The organism is Alteromonas sp. BMJM2, from assembly GCF_027257845.1.
In the GTDB taxonomy this organism is placed as follows: Bacteria; Pseudomonadota; Gammaproteobacteria; order Enterobacterales; family Alteromonadaceae; genus Alteromonas.
The window spans coordinates 1-19,995 of record NZ_JAPVOT010000007.1 but is presented as its reverse complement, the minus strand read 5'-3'; the positions used below and the strand labels follow the sequence as shown (position 1 = coordinate 19,995).

16 protein-coding genes are annotated in these 19,995 nt (G+C 43.0%); 10 read left to right on the top strand and 6 right to left on the bottom strand.

Going from position 1 to position 19,995, the window contains the following annotated elements; all coding sequences use genetic code 11:
• The first annotated feature begins 151 nt into the window (after positions 1 to 151).
• Positions 152 to 310, top strand: coding sequence for a YqaE/Pmp3 family membrane protein (locus O9X84_RS09250; protein WP_032096492.1), 159 nt, complete (start codon positions 152 to 154; stop codon positions 308 to 310).
• A gap of 137 nt (positions 311 to 447) precedes the next feature.
• Here the strand turns inward: O9X84_RS09250 and O9X84_RS09245 are convergent, their stop codons facing one another.
• From O9X84_RS09245 to O9X84_RS09235, 3 genes are all read right to left on the bottom strand, one after another.
• Positions 448 to 891, bottom strand: a complete 444-nt coding sequence (locus O9X84_RS09245; RefSeq protein ID WP_269519436.1) for a hemerythrin domain-containing protein — start codon at positions 889 to 891, stop codon at positions 448 to 450.
• A gap of 196 nt (positions 892 to 1,087) precedes the next feature.
• A complete protein-coding gene (gene gdhA / locus O9X84_RS09240) occupies positions 1,088 to 2,440 on the bottom strand; it encodes an NADP-specific glutamate dehydrogenase (protein WP_269519435.1) in 1,353 nt (450 codons plus the stop codon).
• Positions 2,441 to 2,448: 8 nt separating this feature from the next.
• Positions 2,449 to 4,077 (bottom strand): diacylglycerol kinase family protein, encoded by a 1,629-nt coding sequence (locus O9X84_RS09235; RefSeq protein WP_269519434.1) that lies wholly within the window; start codon positions 4,075 to 4,077, stop codon positions 2,449 to 2,451.
• Between the two features lie 188 nt (positions 4,078 to 4,265).
• Here O9X84_RS09235 and O9X84_RS09230 point away from each other — a divergent pair, with 188 nt between their 5' ends.
• Both O9X84_RS09230 and O9X84_RS09225 read left to right on the top strand, forming a co-directional pair.
• Positions 4,266 to 4,796, top strand: a complete 531-nt coding sequence (locus tag O9X84_RS09230; protein ID WP_269519433.1) for a DUF2878 domain-containing protein — start codon at positions 4,266 to 4,268, stop codon at positions 4,794 to 4,796.
• Positions 4,797 to 4,847: 51 nt separating this feature from the next.
• Positions 4,848 to 5,552: an SDR family NAD(P)-dependent oxidoreductase gene (locus tag O9X84_RS09225; RefSeq protein WP_269519432.1), complete on the top strand. Its 705-nt coding sequence runs from the start codon at positions 4,848 to 4,850 to the stop codon at positions 5,550 to 5,552.
• Between the two features lie 127 nt (positions 5,553 to 5,679).
• On the opposite strand, the gene O9X84_RS09220 is transcribed toward O9X84_RS09225, so the two are convergent.
• The 3 genes from O9X84_RS09220 to O9X84_RS09210 all read right to left on the bottom strand — a co-directional run bounded on the left by O9X84_RS09220 (position 5,680) and on the right by O9X84_RS09210 (position 8,550).
• A complete protein-coding gene (locus O9X84_RS09220) occupies positions 5,680 to 6,510 on the bottom strand; it encodes an HAD family hydrolase (RefSeq protein WP_269519431.1) in 831 nt (276 codons plus the stop codon).
• A 100-nt stretch (positions 6,511 to 6,610) separates the two neighbouring features.
• The gene (locus O9X84_RS09215; RefSeq protein WP_269519430.1) at positions 6,611 to 7,192 is read right to left on the bottom strand and encodes a hypothetical protein; all 582 of its coding nucleotides are present in this window, start codon (positions 7,190 to 7,192) and stop codon (positions 6,611 to 6,613) included.
• Between the two features lie 1,046 nt (positions 7,193 to 8,238).
• Positions 8,239 to 8,550, bottom strand: a complete 312-nt coding sequence (locus tag O9X84_RS09210) for a hypothetical protein (RefSeq protein ID WP_269519429.1) — start codon at positions 8,548 to 8,550, stop codon at positions 8,239 to 8,241.
• Positions 8,551 to 8,838: 288 nt separating this feature from the next.
• Here O9X84_RS09210 and proB point away from each other — a divergent pair, with 288 nt between their 5' ends.
• The 7 genes from proB (at position 8,839) to O9X84_RS09175 (ending at position 19,828) form a co-directional block, all read left to right on the top strand.
• Positions 8,839 to 9,948 (top strand): glutamate 5-kinase, encoded by a 1,110-nt coding sequence (gene proB / locus O9X84_RS09205; RefSeq protein WP_269519428.1) that lies wholly within the window; start codon positions 8,839 to 8,841, stop codon positions 9,946 to 9,948.
• Complete coding sequence (locus O9X84_RS09200) at positions 9,945 to 11,192, top strand: glutamate-5-semialdehyde dehydrogenase (RefSeq protein WP_269519427.1); 1,248 nt, start codon at positions 9,945 to 9,947, stop codon at positions 11,190 to 11,192. Before proB ends, O9X84_RS09200 begins: the two co-directional genes overlap by 4 nt.
• Before the next feature lie 175 nt (positions 11,193 to 11,367).
• Positions 11,368 to 12,312 carry a mechanosensitive ion channel family protein gene (locus O9X84_RS09195; RefSeq protein ID WP_269519426.1) on the top strand — a complete coding sequence of 315 codons (945 nt, stop codon included), beginning with the start codon at positions 11,368 to 11,370 and terminating at the stop codon, positions 12,310 to 12,312.
• A gap of 239 nt (positions 12,313 to 12,551) precedes the next feature.
• Entirely contained in the window at positions 12,552 to 14,663 is a 2,112-nt protein-coding gene (pnp, locus tag O9X84_RS09190; protein ID WP_269519425.1) for a polyribonucleotide nucleotidyltransferase, read from the top strand.
• Between the two features lie 117 nt (positions 14,664 to 14,780).
• Positions 14,781 to 15,074 carry a DUF1244 domain-containing protein gene (locus O9X84_RS09185; RefSeq protein ID WP_269519424.1) on the top strand — a complete coding sequence of 98 codons (294 nt, stop codon included), beginning with the start codon at positions 14,781 to 14,783 and terminating at the stop codon, positions 15,072 to 15,074.
• Positions 15,075 to 15,300: 226 nt separating this feature from the next.
• Positions 15,301 to 16,647: an MATE family efflux transporter gene (locus O9X84_RS09180; protein ID WP_269519423.1), complete on the top strand. Its 1,347-nt coding sequence runs from the start codon at positions 15,301 to 15,303 to the stop codon at positions 16,645 to 16,647.
• Positions 16,648 to 17,071: 424 nt separating this feature from the next.
• Entirely contained in the window at positions 17,072 to 19,828 is a 2,757-nt protein-coding gene (locus O9X84_RS09175; RefSeq protein ID WP_269519422.1) for a M16 family metallopeptidase, read from the top strand.
• Positions 19,829 to 19,995: the final 167 nt, after the last annotated feature.

The window sequence follows — 19,995 nt, the reverse complement described above, 5'->3', positions numbered from 1 at the left end:
GCTGGAACGCATTGTGCTTTAATTAATACTGATTATGCTTTTACGATCCAGTATGTGAATACTGGTAATTGGAAGCAATGTGAGCATGACTTGGTTTCAATGCTTATTATCTGACAGCAACTAAAATTAAAGATAAGACAAGGAATTTATTATGGACATCATACGCGTACTATTATCAATTTTACTCCCTCCGTTGGGTGTGTTTCTGCAAGTTGGGATCGGCGCTCACTTCTGGATTAATATTTTACTAACTATTCTTGGTTACTTCCCTGGTGTGATCCACGCCGTATATATCATTGCTAAGAAATAGTAAGGGCTTATGGCCTAAATGTAAAAAAGCCACTAACTGACTTCATCAGTTTGTGGCTTTTTTAGTGTTAATTCATCTTAGCGGTAATACAAAAAAAGGCCCGCAGGTATAACTTGCGGGCCTCTTTTTGAGATTACTTACGAGGTGGTTAACTCTTTTTTCATTTCTTTGTTGTAGTCAGAGGCCAGTTCAGTTTTTTGACGCTCATTGAGCACTCTTCCTGCAACATTGAAAAACTCTTGTTCTTCATCAGCTAAATGATGCTCTACTTTTTCTTGTAGTACTTTCAAGTGATGTAACCAAGCTGGTGAGCTCATATCGGTATCGTCAAGTTTGGCAATCAATTCATCAATTTCATGATGTTCAGCAATTCCGTGCCGAGTTAAATCTACTGTCGCGTCTTTTTCTATCAGGTGTGCATAAAAGTGACGTTCCTCCGCCACAGCATGGCTTTCGAGCTGCTGCTTTAGTTCTTCGAAATATTCTTGACGGGCGGGTGTGTTACCGCTCGTCTCTGCAAGAATTTTAAGTAGCAAGCGTTGCTTCTCGTGGTCTTGACGTAATGCTTCAAAGATTTTCACTGATCGTTCCTTAGTAATTAAATATTCAACTTCTTATATAATGCGATAACCGTTCCATAATGTTTTATGCTATATCATATTGAATTTTAAAGTTTTTTATTTGGTTTTGGGTCGGGCGTTTGATGTGAGCGTACAAAGCCGAGCAGTTTTTACACTTTGTACGCCTATTTTTTCACGTGTGCTGTTGAGAATTGGTTCACACACCCTGTGCAATCATGGCATCAGCGAGCCTTCTAAATGCGGCGATATTTGCCCCTTTCATGTAGTTAATATAACCGTCTTTACTCGATAGTAGTTTAGCTTCTTCAATACAGCGCTGGTGAATACCTTGCATTATAGATTGAAGCTCTTCATCAAGTACGTGAGCACTGCGTTGACTAAACATCGCATTTTGAGACATTTCTAAGCCAGACAAGGCCACGCCCCCAGCATTTGATGCTTTACCTGGAACGTAGGTAATTTTTTTGCTGATAAACACTTCTTGAGCTTCCATGCTGCAGGGCATATTTGCGCCTTCTAATACCATAGCGCATCCATTTTTCAGTAGTTCTCTAGCGTTGGATTCGTGAAGCTCATTTTGCGTTGCACAGGGAAGGGCGATGTCACATTTGATATGCCAAGGCGTTTTTTCACTGTACCAAACGCCAGCGCCTCTTTTTTCGAGCTCTACTAAAATGTTATCTGAGGCTGTATGGTGTTTAATCGCCCAAGTGATATCGGCTTCGCTAAAGCCTTCTTCACACCATAATAAGCCGCGACTATTCGATAGTGTCACCGCAGCGGCGCCTTTTTGGATGGCTTTTTGCGCAGCATGGAGCGCAACATTTCCGGCACCAGAAACAATAACGCGCTTGCCGTTGAGTTCTGTGTCATTGGCCTTGCAAACCGACTCTGTAAAATAAATGAGGCCATAACCCGTTGCCTCGGTTCTGACGTAGCTACCACCAAACTCAAGGCCTTTCCCTGTGAGCACTCCCTCAAATTTATTATTTAAACGACGGTACTCACCGTACATATAGCCAATCTCTCTCGCACCAACATTAATGTCGCCTGCGGGAATGTCAGTATTGGCGCCAATATGACGTTGAAGTTCACGCATAAAAGCCTGACAAAAAAGCATAATATCGCGGTCGCTTCTTCCTTTAGGGTTAAAGTCTGAGCCTCCTTTACCCCCTCCCATTGGCAGGCCTGTTAATGCATTTTTAAAACTCTGCTCGAATGCTAAAAACTTCAAAACTGAAAGGTTCACGGTGGGATGAAACCTCAAGCCCCCCTTGTAAGGACCCATAGCGCCATTATGCTGAACACGCCAGCCCTGATTAACTTCAACTCCCCCTTCAGAGTTTACCCAAGATATCGTGAAGTATATGACACGCTCAGGTAAGCAGAGTCTACGTACAACATCAGCCTGTTTATAAGCGTTACTCGCATTGTAAATGGGAACGATATCTTCAAGCACTTCGTGGACTGCTTGAAGATATTCTTTTTCATTTTCAAATTTAGTATTTAAAAATCCGTATATTTCATCAAAGTTACTGAGGTTTGGCATAAAGGTGTTTATTCCTCTTTTTCGATATTGGTTAACACAGTTAGACTTTTCGGGACGGTGGTTATCGACAAAGAATCAGCCTGATAAATTTCACCATCGACTGCATATGACATTGTGCTATCAAAAGTAAGTGTGACCGTTTTTGCTTGTGCATGACGAATGTTTTCAGAGTGACGTTTGTGATCGCTCGGACTCAATATCAATTCGGCTAAAGATAATAGCTGCTTGTCAGCCGTGGTTTGGGGGAGTAGCCATGTCAGATCGAGCTTGCCATCAGTAATGTCGGGCGGCTCGTCACCCTGCGCGAGCGCCGTTGACATGGGAGCAGCATTTGCCACCACGAAACTAGGCGTTGTGAGGGTCTCTTCATCATTATCGTCAGTTTGTATTCGAAAACTCATATTTTCATTGTTACTAATGGCGCTCCAAAGGCCTTTGATATAGGCAAATTGACCGCCTTCATTTTTTTCATCTCTATCCGCTGAAGAAATCATTTGCTCCTCAAAACCAACCGCAGCAACTAACAGCATGATGTTGTCGTTGCAGCGCGCGGTGTCGATAGATAGGGTTCTTCCTTCAATGATAATGTCGCAGGCGATATCAATAGGCATCACTTTGCTCATGTAGCCATGAAGTACTTGGCTCAGCGCATTTGCCGTTCCAAGGGGAATAAACCCCATCGTCAGTGGTGTATCAACAAGAACGGAGGCTACCTCTGCCAGAGTGCCGTCTCCACCGCAGGCCACGACAATATCGGCTCCTTCATCTTTAGCTTTTTTCGCTAATACTTTTCCATCTTTTTCAGGGGTAGTTTCTTCCACGGTTACATTGAATTTTTCGTTCAATCGCGCCAGAATTTGGCTTTTATTTTGCGACCATTTGCCCCCGCCCGCTACGGGGTTTGCGATAAGCACTAGATTTTTTTGTAGTGATAGTAGCCCACCTTTTTTCACTTTCTCCAAAGCAGACATTTGCTTCTTATTTAGTCGCGCAGTCTCCCGTATTGTATTAATACTTTGCATGGCTTGTTCAACGGTTAACGAGGAGTCCTTCGCCAGTAGATATGCTGCAACCACAAGCACAGAGCGTCCTCTGCCTAGTGCACAATGCACCACAACATTTCTGTCGGCTGCTATTTGTTGATCAATCCAGTTGATAGCATGAATAAGCTGTTCTGAAGTGGGGCTAGTGTGGTCGAGTACAGGAATATTGAGATATTGGTAATCTTCGCGCAACGCAGTGTAATCAAGACCATCGAATTCGGCAGTGACATCAAGTATGGCGGAAATATCATTTTTATTTAATAAATCAACATGCTGACTAGACATTCGGCAGGCTAGGTAAAGGTTGTCTTTGACTTTTTGCAACGGAGGGACTTTATCGGTTCTTCGTGCGTATTCATTGTAAAGCCACGAGCCAAATAGAAAAGGAACGAAAATCCATCGTATGTAAAAAGGAATTGAACCATCATCTCGTTTTCTAAACAGTGAGGGATAGTTGAATATATAAGCGCTACTCACTGCGGCTAAGGAAAAAGATGTCCATCCGAGTAAAATTTGTAAGATAAAAGAAGGAGTCATTAGTAGAAGAGCAAATGCTATCAGTGCACCGGCGATATAATATTTAACCATCTTCACGACGAAACATATCCTTTGTTATTGCAATTAGTTATCTATACAGCGCTAGATTAAATTTCGTTTACTTTGACAATGTATTTAGGATGTTTATTTAAATGAGCATTCTGTTTAGGTCGACATGCCCTAGATAATGAACTTTGTAAGTGTCAGCGTCGTAATTGACGTTATAAGATAAATGAGTAAGCAGAATGAAAGACGATGTTGTTGTTAAAGTTGCTAATTTTGTGTGGTTTCAATCCATCTGGTGGCTTGTTATTTTATTTCAAAACCAAGCATTACTGGCAGTAGTCGGATTGCTGATCATATGGCTATGGTTTTCAAGTAAGCGCCAAGATGACCTTAAGCTAATGGTGTCTATGTTTATTATCGGTACTTTTATTGATACCGCACTCACTGTATCTGGAGTGTTCACTTTCACAGAGGAACAAACCAACATTCCGCTACTGCCTATTCCGATATGGCTGAGTTTGTTGTGGGCAGGCTTTGCGGGCACGGTTTATCACAGCCTCACAATGTTTAAGGGACGGCCGCTACTAGCCGCTGTAGGAGGGGCTATATTTGCACCCCTTAGTTACATTGCAGGGGCAAATTTTGACGCTGTTGAGCTGGGTTTCTCTATCCCAACAACGTTTGTAATTATCGGGATAGTATGGAGCATTGCGTTTCCATTTTGCTTTTATCTATCAACCGTGTTTGTATCGTCAGACACCCAGACATAGTCGTCGGTAAAGCGCGGCTTTACTTCCATCAACTCAAGGAGTGTATTGATTATGACAAAAAATGTTTTGGTTACCGGAGGCAACAGGGGCATTGGCCTAGAGATTGTCAAAGGCATGATTGCTGAAGGCTATAAAGTGTTAATGGGCTGTAGAGACGAAGATGCCGGACTAGAAGCGAAGAAAGATATCGTTGGCGGAGATCTCCACGTTATCGAAATGCCTTTAGACAATGAATCTTCCATAATAGATGCGTTTACGAGAGCAGAGGCGGTATATGGGCCTATTGATATTTTGATTAATAATGCTGGCGTGTTAGACGATACTCAGTGGACAGACGTGACCTCCGAGTCATTCGCATCGTCTATGCAAGTCAATGTTTTTGCACCCTTAACATTAATTCAGCAGACCCTCCCGAAAATGATAGAGCGTGGGTTTGGCCGTGTTATCAACGTCAGTTCTAGCTACGGTAGTTTTCATGAATCCCTAGCAGGTCCATTTTCTTATGCCATTTCAAAGGCTGCCGTCAACGCAATCACTGTGAAGATGGCTGCGGTAATAGACGATGCGAAGAAGAATAAAGATATTAACGTTGCAGTGAACAGTATGACACCGGGTTGGGTGCACACGAGAATGGGGGGGAAGGACGCACCTAAAACACCCGAAGAAGGCGCAGATACTGCCATTTGGCTAGCCATGTTGGAAGATGGTGAACCTAACGGGAAGTTCTTTAAAGATCGAAAAGAAATTGCTTGGTAAGTGTAAGTCGTCAATGTAATCAGGAAGGCGGCCGGTGCTTAGGGCTGCCTTCTGCGAATCGCAACAATCAGCTAACGCTATAATCTGGCAAAGCTTTGCCTTAACGGCATTATGGCGCAAGTAGCGATTACAACGAAAATCGCTCTCTTAAGAAGCGAGCAACGCCATCTTCATGGTGATGGCCAATAATAGAGGAGGCAGCCTCTTTTATGGGCGCTTTAGCATTACTAGGCGCATAAGCTTCATCTGCTATGGCAAACATACTCATATCGTTATCGCTGTCGCCGAAACAGATTACATTTGTCGCCCCTAATTGCTGCTTTAGTATTTCAACGGCGCTACCCTTGCTGGCGAGTTTATGGTGAACATCCATCCATCGATATTCATCGCCTTCGATTGCAAGGCCTGAGTAAGCAATTAGGCCGTCATTGGCATTAAGTTCGTTCCACATTCTCCGAATAACTTCACCATCACCTATCATGCTAATGTTGGTAATATGTGCCTGCGCTGGCATGTGGTCAACGGGTAATAAGGCTGCTTTTGTTTTTGAAAAATATTTATTGATGAGATTTCTCTCAATCTCATGCTGCGGTACGTGATGAAATATGATGTGGTCGTGATGTTGCGTGTTTACATCCACAGTATTGATAAAAGGCGTAATTCCATTACGAGTAGCACATTCAATAATCGTGGTGGCTTCGTTGTCGTTAAGCAGGTTTTCTAGCGTTAGGGCATTGCCAGTAGGGTCCCAAATGGCCACGCCATTATTGTATATGTGTGGCAGTACAAATGGCTGCTGCCCAATCACATGCTGTGCAGAGTGCATTGTCCTCCCAGTTGCCACGGTGTATGCAATATCGCGTTCACTGAGAAGCGCAAGTGTCTCTCTGGTGTAATCCGATATTTCGGATGACTTATTCAGTAACGTTCCGTCTAAATCGAAAAAAATTAAATCCATAGATACTGTCCGGTCAATGTTGGGGGGAGGCTGTGTAATAAAGACCCCATGATACGGGATCTTTACGTAATAGTTTAATAGAACGGAAGGTCTATGTAATTTATTTAATCGATTGCACTACATTGTTGCTTTGTTGCTGTAACAAACCTGAAATCGTTTTTGCGCTTTGTGATTTTCGTAAATTAATAACTAGTGCTGACTTGCCGTTACGAGCGGCATCACTCACATTTAAAACGATCTCGTTGCGATCTGGTCGCAGTGCAATTAAGCCCGCCACGAACATGCCGATAAATATTCCAGGGCTTATTAGTGCGATGTAGGTAAACAAAGGATTTTGTTGCGTAAGCGCTGGTCCGTATTGCGTTAATAGAAACGCTGCAATCATACCTATGACAAAGCCAATGCCAGAAAGCGCTAGATGCGACGTCCAAAGGGAGTTTGCTATGGATGAAGATTTTTGTTCTAGTTTTTCGCTCAACTTCGGGTCGGATGGCTCTATTAACTTGCTTTGATTCGAGGCAACGCTTGTCTCATCTTCAACGCGTCTCAATGCAGCTTTTGCCTCTGAGAGGGTATCAAATATGGCAGCAATTTGAAGCTTGTCACTTGAAACAAGCGCTGCTCGTATATTGGTGTTACTACTCTCTTGTGATGTAGTTATGTTTTGGTTGTCGCTTTTCATTGGAACTCCCACATTTAAAAATATATAGCTGCATTAATGCAAACCCGAACATTGTTTGACAAAATTTACCATTCTGTTTTTGTCTTTGGTCGGTAACAATGTCGGCCAAAAAATGGTTAACTCAATAGCACGTTCGGTATGAATGCTATGCAGTTGAAAGTGCAATATCGATTCATTCATAAAAATTAACTTATGAATGAACGTATACAAGATGTATTCCGTTCATAAACTTCATCGCATCAAAGTAGTGATGATTTGCTCACATTCAGCCTCAGCGATAATAAATATGCAGGTTTAGCACTGTATCTTGTTGAAATTAAATAAATAAATATAAGAATTAAACTGTGTTCATCTTTAAAAGAGCAGCACTCAAAGTTAACAGACGCATCATATTCAATTTAATTACAGGCTTAATATAAAATGAAGGTGTGTCGGTTTTTCACAGCATTTGCAAAAATCACACGATAAATTAGCGATTAGATGATTTGGTCTCCAGACCCGAGTATTTTTACTTCACTCGAAGGTAAAAAACCGTGATCAGTGTGAGTGAGTTCTATTTTTTAGTAAAAAATCGGCGATTTATTTTATGTCATAAAACTATTTTAGAATGATTTTAAAAGCCAAAGGATAGCTTCTTTAGAATGTTATTTGTTCTTGGTGGGTGGTTTGTTTCATTTGTGACGCAAATGTTTTGTCATCTATGTAACTGGTTGTATTTTGTTTATTATTCTAGCTGATAATATTGTTTCATAGTAAATGGTTGTTTTTTAACTAGATGAAAAACAACAAAAAAATATATATTTTTAATCTTTTTTGTTCGTGAAACACGTTAAGGGTAAAACATCGTGCTACTAGTGTTGATTGCAAGTTGAGCATAATTTGCGCTTGAAATATTCTCAGAAATCTATATATTGTTTGAACTCTAATGATTATTGCTCGATGCAAATAGCACCTAGCAGGAAAATATGCACGTGGCTCGAGCTTAAACATAATGATTAGACTCCCGAAGCTGAAGAGGACTTTGTTTACTATATGACATCTGAAAGTTACATATCGCTGGCAGCGTTTTTTACAACATTGCTAGGTAAAGGCGTGTTTGCACATCGCCCGATAAAAAGTAACGTAGCGAATGCTTCAGTAAACGGACGGCTTTTAAGCGGAGCAGATAATTCTTCTCTGCCACATTTTTTGCCCTCAAGCACTACAATATGCACGACTTGCTCACCAACTTCGCTTTCACGAGAAACATTCTCACGAGGTATGCGTTCGCGAATGGCATCAGGTCTATCGTCGGTGCATAAAAACATTGCGCTAAAGGGAGCAACCTTCGCCCCTGATGCTGTGAAAGATTTTCTCAAAGACCAACTCATTATTTTTATCAACAACGTCCGCTGCGCTTCGTTTACTGGAACGGCGTGGCTGAAAGCGATTAAAAAAATGGTCTAAAATTAATAAAATTAAGTTAAAAATTATTATGGAGCATGCAATTTTGCAGTTGCTTCAAGGCTGGAAAACGTCAATCGCGTTTACTATTTGATAATTGGTGTTTGTAGGAGTAGCGCAATTAAGCGTTTCTTAAGAACGTTAATAGTTAAAGCGCCGGCCGTGAATTTGCGAATCAACAATCTAAAGGTTAGATATTTATTATGAGTCATCCAAATTGGAATCGCGTAGTTATTAAAGTAGGAAGCGCACTTATTGCACCTAATCAACAGGGGTGTAGTAGTCACTATTTACTTAGCATTGCGCAATTCATTGTGCGCTGCAGAGCTAACGGTACCCAAGTTGTTCTAGTGTCGTCGGGGTCAGTGGCGGCAGGTTCACACATGTTTGCGGATCAAGACAAATCTAACATTGCAATCAAAAAAGCCATGGCGGCCGCAGGCCAAACGGAAATGATTGCGACGTGGGATAGATTGTTCGATTTTCCGTCTGCTCAAATGTTGCTAACACACGCCGACCTGCGCGATCGAGAGCGTTATGTAAGCATCCGAGAAACCATTTTTAGCCTTCTCGATAACAACATACTACCGATTGTCAATGAAAACGATACGGTAACAACAGACAAGCTTAAGGTTGGAGACAACGACAACCTGTCTGCGATGGTCGCAGCAGCAGCTGACGCTGACGCACTTATTATATGTTCAGATATTGACGGCTTATATGACAAGAATCCGCATGAACACGATGATGCTAAAATGCTAAAATCAGTCGATACTATTGATGAAAGTATTTATGCCATGGCTGGCGGCGCGGTGAAAGGCGGCGTTGGTACCGGCGGTATGCGTACCAAAATAGAGGCCGCGGAGAAAGCAGTGTCACATGGTATAGACACCTACATAATTAATGGTTTTACAGAATTGTCGTTTAATATGCTGTTGGCCGGTGAAAACCCTGGCACGCACTTTATACCGTTCAAAAAACCAATGAAAGAAAATGAACATTGGATGCGCCACACATCAAACGCTCAAGGTGAAGTTATTATTGAAGGCAACTTCGATGGCACCTTGATAACGGACAGCGACCAACTTACAAGCAGCGAAATTATCGGTGTAAAAGGCGAGTTTTCAGTGGGCGATACCATATTGGTCCGCAAAGAAGACGGAACAAAACTTGTTAAAGCCAAATCGAATTATAGTAGCTGTTTATTGAATTTTATTGCTAATCAGGAAAGTGATGAGTTTGCTCATGAATTCGAAGAGAAGACAGGGCCAATTATTTCTGATCAGCACGTAGCAAACCTGGAGAAAGAATGAGTATTATTACTGAGTTAGCACAACAAGCAAAACAAGCTGCACGTACACTGGCAATTTTAGATGAGAGCCAGAAAAACGCGGTGTTAACTGACATGGCTGCAGCGATTCGAGCAAATAAAGACAAAATTATTGCTGTGAATGAGAAAGAAGTTGCACGAGCTAGAGAGAATAATTTAGATGCTGCAATGATTGATCGCTTGATCCTTGACGACGAGCGCATTGAATCAATGGCTGAAGGTATCGAAGTTATTGTTGAACTAGACGATCCAGTGGGCAAAGAACGTGTGTTCGGCACACGCCCAAATGGCATTGAAATTAAGAAGATGCGCATACCTCTTGGTGTAGTGTGCATGATTTACGAAGCTCGTCCAAATGTAACAGCAGACGCTGGTGCACTTTGCTTTAAATCAGGAAACGCAGTAATACTGCGTGGTGGTAAAGAAGCGCTAGATACCAGCCTTGCCATTGCAGAGCTAATGCAAGAGACTCTTGAAGAGCACAACTTGCCAAAAGCGCTTGTTACTGTGGTACCAAATCCGGACCGCGCGCTGATGCAAGAGCTTATGGAACAGAGAGACTACATTGATGTGATAATCCCTCGCGGTGGTGAAGGGCTTATTAACTATGTAACTGAGAACTCAAAAGTGCCGGTTATCCAGCATTTTAAAGGTGTATGCCACCTTTACGTAGACAGTGATGCCGACCTAGACAATGCGCTTGAAATCTTACTTAATGGTAAAACCCAGCGAACGGGCGTGTGTAATGCATTGGAAGGTTTAATTGTTCATCAAGCAATAGCGGGTGACTTTTTACCTCGTGTTGCTCAAGCATTTAAAGAGCACAACGTAAAAGTGCACGTGGACAGTAAAGGTGCGTCTTACTTTGAAGGTGCAGATGTTATCGACGAAAGTGGCTACGGTGAAGAGTATCTGGGCCTTGAAATAGCCATTCGCGTGGTTGATGATTTTGACGGTGCAATCGACCATATTGCACAATTTGGTAGTAATCATACTGAAGTAATCTGCACGAAAGACAAAGCAAAAGCTAAGCTGTTCCAACGTGCCGTTGATGCCAGTGTGGTCATGGTAAATGCATCATCGCGTTTTTCGGACGGAAGTCAGCTAGGCTTAGGTGCCGAAATTGGTATTGCAACAACGAAACTGCACGCTTATGGACCAATGGGTCTTGAATCGTTAACGTCGGAAAAGTATCTGGTTAATGGTGAAGGTCAAATTCGCGCGTAAATTCCATACTCATAGACATTCATAAGGTGTTTTTTATGACGTTCTTTTGATATTCCTATGGTATTCGGACTGGTCGGCATTGTACCGGCTACTTACGTGCTTCATAATGCAAAGCGCTGACACTCGTCGGCGCTTTTTTTTACTAAATTTTCAGATTACGTCTTGGAGTAGATGCGTGCAGATAATGATAGAGCCAGAACAGCTATGGCAGCAACTTATTGCTTATGCGAACGAATACAAATTAGTGGCTTCTATTTTATTACTCGTATTGCTTCACTATGTGAAAAAGGGGTTATTACTCCTTATTAAACACAGAAGCTCCCGCCACGGGGAGGACCGACGAAACCAAATCAACATTCTTGAGCAGCTAGGCAATGCGCTCATCATAATTCTGCTGATGGTAGTGTGGTCATCAGAAATACAAACCTTGGCCATTTCCATAGCGGCATTTATGGTTGCCATTGTACTGGCTACCAGAGAGTTTATTCAGTGTTTTATGGGGTTTATCTATTACCTTGGCGCTAGGCCGTTTCGTGTAGGTGATTGGATCCAAATGAACAATGTAATTGGTGAAGTGGTAGAAATGGACTGGGCGAAAACGGCATTGTTAGAAGTTGATCCTGAAACCTTCAACTTTACCGGCAAGCACGTTTATGTGCCCAATAGCCAATTAGTGACTCAGACAGTGCGCAATCTTAATTTTATGCGCCGCTACAGACTACACTCTTTTGAAATTGTAAACGAACCCACCGTTAACGCCTACAGCCTATTGCCTGCATTTCATGCAAGAGCACAAGCTCACTGCGAATACTTTCGCGATGTGGCAGAGAGGTACAAAGGGTTAATCGAGCGACACTTAGAACAAGAATTCATTCGTATAGACCCTGAAGTTGAGATAAAAACAAATGAACTTGCCAAGGTAGTGGTTAAGGTGAGTCTATTTTGCCCAACAGCAGAGGCAAACGAATTGGAGCATAAAATGTGCTCAGACTGGTTAAGCCTGTGGTTTCGAGCAATGAAAGAGGACAGCCTACTAAGCAGTGCGCCAGAACAAGCAGGTATTACTGCGCCTCAACACCTCGGTGCCACAACACAGTCATCTGCCGGAGGTGGTTTCTAACTGCGTTGTGTTGTTCGCATACTCGATTCGATGACATCGGTTCATTGTATTGTGATGAAAAAGCAGCCATGTTCTCACGTTTAATACAGCCATACCGTTAAAGCGGAGAATAGGGCTGGAAAATTGATAATAAATTCAGTGTTAGCCAGCATTTGACGATGGCAAAACTAAGCGTTCATGGCTATACTAAGCGCCGCAATTAAAAGCGATAAATAAAGATTGAAATTAAAGGACAAATAGTGACTCCTATTACTAAATCATTTCAGTATGGTCAGCATACTGTAACTCTAGAAACGGGCGTAATCGCTCGTCAGGCAACAGCAGCGGTTCTTGCGAGTATGGACGATACGTCTGTATTGGTATCGGTAGTTGGTAAGAAAGAAGCAAATGCGAATCAAGACTTCTTTCCTCTAACAGTTAATTACCAAGAAAAAGCGTATGCTGCGGGTAAAATTCCTGGTGGATTCTTCAAACGTGAAGGCCGTCCATCTGAAGGTGAAACGTTAATTGCACGTCTTATTGACCGTCCAATTCGTCCACTTTTCCCTGAAGGCTTCAAAAACGAAGTTCAAATCATCATTACGGTAATGTCTGCTAACCCAGATATTCCAACTGATATCATCTCTCTTATTGGTACATCAGCAGCATTAGCGATTTCTGGTATGCCTTTCAACGGTCCAGTTGGTGCAGCACGTGTAGGTTACAGTAACGGTGAGTACATTCTTAACACCCGCGCAGAAGAACAAGAATCAAGCGAGCTTGATTTAGTTGTTGCTGGTACTGAAGCGGCAGTATTAATGGTTGAATCTGAAGCTAATGTGCTTTCTGAAGACACTATGCTTGGCGCTGTTATGTACGGTCACGAGCAAATGCAAACAGTTGTGAATGCGGTAAACGAATTCGCGGCTGAAGTTGGCACTGAAAAGTGGGACTGGAAGCCGGAAGAAGAAAATACGTCGCTTAAAGATAAAGTGAAAGCACTTGCTGAAGCTGAAATGACAGCGGCTTACCAAATTTCTGACAAGCTAGAGCGCAAAAACGCTGTAGTTGCTGCAACAGAGAAAGCGCTAGCGGCAATTGTTGCCGAAGACGAAGAACAAGATCAGAAAGAAGTGCTTGAGCTTCTTCACGACCTTGAATCTGACGTAGTGCGCTCTCGCATTCTTTCAGGTGCACCTCGTATTGACGGTCGTGATCCTAAGATGATTCGTGCTATTGACGTAGCAACTGGTATTCTTCCACGTACTCACGGTTCTTCGTTGTTCACACGTGGTGAGACGCAGGCAATTGTAGCTGCAACACTAGGTACAGAACGTGACGCACAGATGATTGACGAACTTCAAGGCAAGCGCGACAGTCGTTTCATGCTTCACTACAACTTCCCTCCATACTGTGTAGGCGAGACTGGTTTTGTTGGGTCTCCTAAGCGTCGTGAGATTGGCCACGGCCGTCTAGCGAAACGTGGTATCCAAGCGGTTATGCCAAGTGAAGAAGAATTCCCGTACGTAGTACGTGTGGTATCTGAAATCACTGAGTCTAACGGTTCATCATCTATGGCATCAGTGTGCGGTACGTCACTTGCGCTTATGGATGCTGGTGTTCCTATTAAGGCATCAGTTGCAGGTATTGCAATGGGTCTAGTGAAGAGCGACGAAAACTTTGTTGTACTTTCAGACATCCTTGGCGACGAAGATCACCTAGGCGACATGGACTTTAAAGTTGCGGGTACTACCGACGGTATTACTGCACTTCAAATGGACATAAAGATTGAAGGTATTACTAAAGAAATCATGCAGATTGCGCTTAAGCAAGCTAAAGAAGCTCGTTTGCATATTCTTAAAGTGATGGACGAAGCGATTGGCGGTCACCGTGAAGAGCTTAGTGAATTTGCACCGCGCATTTACACCATGAAAGTTGACCAAGACAAGATTCGTGACGTAATTGGTAAAGGCGGAGCAATGATTCGTCAAATTACTGAAGAATCTGATACCAACATCGAAATTGAAGATGACGGCACCATCAAAATCTTTGCAACAGAGCGTGCGAAAGCAGAAATCGCTATTGCTAAGATTGAGCAAGTGACTGCTGAAATTGAAGTGGGTAAAACCTATAACGGTAAAATTACCCGCATCGTTGACTTCGGTGCTTTCGTAGAAGTACTTCCAGGTAAAGAAGGTCTTGTTCACATTTCACAAATCGCTCATGAGCGAGTGAACAAAGTAACTGATTACCTTAAAGAAGGTGAAATGGTTGACGTAAAGGTTATGGAAATTGATCGCCAAAACCGTGTACGTTTAAGCATTAAAGAACTTCTAGAAAGACCTGCTCCAAAGTCTGACGACGCAGAGTAAGTATGTTTAAATGCGGTAACTGCCGTATTTAAATATTGAAGTTGAAAAGTATTGAAAAAGGGAGCCTGGCTCCCTTTTTTGTTTTTTGAAATTGAGTGTTACCGCTAAGGATTAAAAATGGATAAACAAACGCAAACTGAAATAGAGGCCGCAGTCTTTCGTCGTTTAGTAGAGCATCTTGATGCCAACAAAGATGTGCAAAATATCGATCTAATGATTCTGGCTGACTTTTGCCGCAATTGCTTAGCCAAATGGTATTCAGCTGCTGCCGCTGAAAATGGCATTGATGTCGATTATGACGCTGCCCGAGAGGTGGTCTACAAAATGCCTTATTCACAGTGGAAAGAAAATCACCAGTTGCCAGCCTCTGATGAACAACTAGAAAAGTTAGCGGCAAGACAAAACAAATAAGCATTACTCTTACTCAATCACCTTTCTTCTATTAAGGCAGCAGTGCGAACAGCCCGTTGCCTATTAAACTAAACTTAAACCTCTGGATTACGTAACTCTGGTATAACCAAATTTGCTGTACAGATTTTTGTCGTTGATATGGGACAGTGCTTCTAAGAGACGATGCTTCCAATGAGCTTAAAAATCGTATGTCACTGCGTCTTATCGACATAGCTGGAGAAGCTTAATGCAAGAAGCCTTAAAGAAATCTGAGCCATCGCTGACGGAAGGCTCCATATTCTCTCACATGGTACGCTTGGCGGTCCCTGCCTCAACGGGCATGATTTTCAACACCTTGTATAACCTCACGGATACCTGGTTTGCCGGCTATTTGTCAGATAATGCGCTTGCCGGCCTATCAATTGCCTCTAGTGTTTTCTTTTTACTCTTATCTATCGGTATTGGTATCCAAACCGGTGCGTCTGCAATGATTGCGCCCGGGGCAGGACGAGGAGAGACTCACGAAGTTAAAGGATGGCTAGACAATGTAAGCGGCATTGCCATCGCCTTCAGTGCACTTTCATGTATTTTAGGTTACTTTGCGGCGCGACCCTTGGTGGTGTTGCTTGGTGCTGAGCCTCATATTGAGCCACTGGCGATGGAGTATCTATGGGTAACGCTAGCAGGCACCATAGGCTTCACCTTGTCGTTCGGCGCTGCTGGTGCGTTGATGGCACTGGGAGATACAAAATCCAATCGCAACGCCCTCATGATTGGTTTTGTTGCTAATTTTGGCCTTAATCCGCTATTTACCTTCGGTCTTGATTTAGGGGTAAGCGGCATAGCACTGGCTACCGTAGTGATAAAATTTGCTACTGCCTTTTACCTGCTTCGTGTACTTATGAAGCGCTTAAATATATCGGTCATGCCCACCTTTGATAAAAAACGTTGGCTCGATCTTCTGAAACAAATTTTACCTGCCAGCTTTAATATGCTGACTATTATTTTAGGTGGGTTTATTACCGTCGCGCTTATTGGTCAATTCGGCAGCGAACACGTGGCAGGTTACACCGTTGGGCTTCGTCTTGAGCAAGTACTTTTACTGCCAGCATTAGGGTTAAACAGCGCAGTAATGGCCATTGCGGGACAGAACATGGGCGTGGGTTATTACGACCGAGTTGGCCAGACTTACCGCAAAGGACTATTAATCGGCTTTTTTATGGCCGTTGTGTCTATTCCGGTGATGTATTTTTTATCACCAATGGCAATGGGTCTTTTTAGTGACGACAGTGCCATTAAAAACACAGGCGTAACTTACCTTCGAATCGATACATTAGCGTTTTATGCGTATGTTGTTCTGTTTCAGAGTGTGGCTATTTTACAGGCTATGCAAAAGCCAATGTTTCCAATGTATCTTGGGATTGCTCGACAGCTTGTTGTGCCTGCCTCCATAAATTATGTGCTCATTGTGATGTGGGACTATCCCATGGTATCCATGTTCTACACCATAGTGACTGTGGTTATCTTAAGCGCCATTATTGCTTTTTTCTATACCACCAGAGAGATTAATCGAGTTAAGGGCAACAACGCCTAGAAAGGCTCCTAAAAGAGCTCCTAGAAAAAGCGTCTAAAAAGAGCGCCTACAGCAAAGAACATCACGCCTCAAACCTACTAAGTTGAGAATAATAAAGGGAAGGGGTGTACCAATTGGTTTCGAGCCGCGCGAGCGGCTACTGCTTGACGTTGCATAATGCTTTAACGTTTTGTAACGATTATTCTTTATTAGTCCTTTGCGTTACCGCTGTTGAAAGGCTACCTTATTTCAAATGGTGGGCGCTATCTGTATTTTTACTGTATTTTTGCCGCCCAAGAAAGGTTTAACACTTCAAATTCATAACACGAATTTACGACAAAAACTAACGTCAGAACCTGGCGTGTTGACCTACGAACTAACCTACGAATAAATTACGAATAAAGTCATAAACGTTTTGCAAACATAAAAATAAGGATAATATTTTATGAGTGTGTTTAAACATATTACCAGGCAGTTTTCTAAAAAATGTCTGAGTATTGTTGCTATTACCCTAGTAGGAATATCACCCGCGGTAGCAAACGACGATATTGATATAAGCTATGAAAAATTCACGATTGATAACGGTCTTACCGTTATTGTTCACGAAGATCGCAAAGCCCCCGTGGTGGCAGTGGCGGTTTGGTATAAAGTGGGCTCGAAGGACGAGCCCGAGGGTAAATCTGGCTTTGCTCATCTTTTTGAGCACCTTATGTTCAACGGTACTGAAAACTACGATGACGAGTGGTTTGGACCTCTTCAAGAAGCTGGCGCTACCGGGCTAAATGGTACAACAAATTTTGACCGTACTAACTATTTTCAAACCGTTCCAACGCCAGCGTTAGACCGTATTTTATGGATGGAATCGGATCGCATGGGTCACCTTTTAGGTGCAGTTACTCAAGAGAAGCTTGATGAGCAACGCGGTGTGGTGCAAAACGAAAAGCGTCAAAGTGAAGATCAGCCTTATGGGGGGCTGTTAGAACATGCTACAAAAGCATTATTCCCCAATGAACATCCTTATTCCCATACAGTTATTGGCTCTATGGATGATTTGAATTCCGCATCCTTAGATGATGTTAAATTATGGTTTAACCAATACTATGGACCTAACAATGCTATTGTAGTGCTGAGCGGTGACATAAACGCTAGTGAAGCAAAGTCTTTGGTTAATAAGTATTTTGGAGATATCGAACCGGGCCCATCTTTGTCAAAGTGGCAGTCTTGGGTTCCTCGTCGAAATGCTAATACTCGTGAAATTGTCCAAGATAAAGTACCGCAAACCCGCATTTATCGTCTATGGGTGTCTCCTGAAAACAAAAGTGCAAAAGCCACAGACTTGTTAATTGCAGCAAGTGTGTTGGGCGATGGTAAAAACTCTCGTATGTACAAAGAGTTGGTTTACGATCAACAGATTGCGACTAACGCGTCAGTATTTAACTACGAACTGCAAATTGCATCCATTTTTGGTTTAAGTGTTGATGTGGCTGCAGGTGAAGATGTAGAAAAGGTAGAGCGCGAAATGGATAAAATTATCCAGGAATTCTTGCGCAAAGGACCAACAAAAGATGAAGTTAAACTGGTATCTACAAAGCGTCGCGCCTCAATCATTCGTGGACTCGAAGAAGTTGGCGGCTTTGGTGGTAAAGCGGATAGGTTAGCAACGGGTGAGTTTATTGCAGGTGATCCTACCTATTTCAAAACAGAGCTAAAAGAACTGGCTAACGCAACACCTAAGAAGGTTAAAACGGCGGCTAATGAATGGTTAGGTGATGGCTGGCACCAGATTACCTTTGTGCCATTTGAAGAGCATGCTGCTAGTGGCGATGGCGTTGACCGCACTTTAGGGCTTCCTGATATTGCTGCTGAAACACAGCTTACCTTTCCAGAAGTGACCAAGACCACATTATCAAATGGCATAAATGTGGTATTCGCTAAGCGTTCTACCGTACCGCTAGTTAACGTTGCTGTTCAGTTTGACGCAGGTTATGCCGCTGATGCGGGCGGCAAGCTGGGTTTAGCTAGCTTTGCAACGGGTATGCTCGATGAAGGCGCAGGTCGCTACGACGCCCTTGAATTAGCTGCTGAGCTTGAGCAACTAGGCACCAGCCTAAATAGCGGCTCAAATTTAGATACGACAACAGTGCGTATGTCTATGCTTAAAGAGAATATGGAAGAGTCGCTCGCTTTGTTCGGCGATATTCTAAAAGACCCAACGTTTGATAAAGAAGAAATTGAGCGTCAGCGCACATTGATATTAAGCAATATTGCACAACAGATGACACGCCCGATAAGCATTGCGCTTACGCTGCTGCCACCACTCATTTACGGTGATGAGCATGCCTATGGCATACCTTTCACAGGTTTAGGTACGGCGCCTGATGTGGCTTCAATTACGCGCAGCGATTTAATCGACTTTAAAAACAAGTGGTTACGCCCAGACAACGCGACCATTTTTGTTGTTGGCGATACCACTCTTGACGATATTAAACCCACGTTAGAAAAAGAGTTTGGTAAATGGAAAGTGTCGGGTGAAAAAGGGACTAAGCAGATTGCAGAAGCACAGCTGCCTCAAAAAGGTCGAGCCATTATTATTGATCGCCCTGGCTCACAGCAGTCACTCATTCTTGCCGCTCACCTTGCACCGCCAACGGGTGTTGAAAATAACATCGCGATTAACGCAATGAACGAAACGCTAGGCGGCGCATTCACTGCACGAGTAAACATGAATCTTCGCGAAGATAAAGGGTGGGCATACGGTGCTTACACATTCTTGCAGGAAGCTCGTGGACAACGGCCTTATATGGTTTATGCACCAGTACAAACCGATAAGACTGGCGCGTCGCTAGAAGAGCTAAAGAAAGAGCTTAACGGTTATCTTGGTGACAACCCGCCGACTGAAATGGAGTTGAACAGAGCCCGACTCGATCAGGTACGTTCGTTACCCGGACAATACGAAACAGCAGGTGCTGTACTAGGTAGCCTATTGTCAAGCAGTCGGTTTAATCGCGAATTTAACTATCCAGAAAGCTTGGTAGAAAAATACAATGGCTTAACACTTGATGACTTAAATAGCGCCGCTAAACAAGTTGTACAACCCGATAAGCTTACGTGGTTAATTATTGGTGATGCTGAAAAAATTAAGGCGGAAGTAGAAGCCGCTGATATTGGGCCTGTCACGGTTCAGGATATGAGCAGCCTTTAAATAAACTCTCATAATAGAAGCCGAAGCAAATATTGCTTCGGCTTTTTTTGTTTGCCCAGCGAAGCTGGCAAACCCGTCAGGTTGGAAGAAACCTGAATCACCCTGACTGAGGGGAAGATAATCTGAATGGCAAGGGCGTTGTTGGCCAACGACAGGGTCCGAAGGAA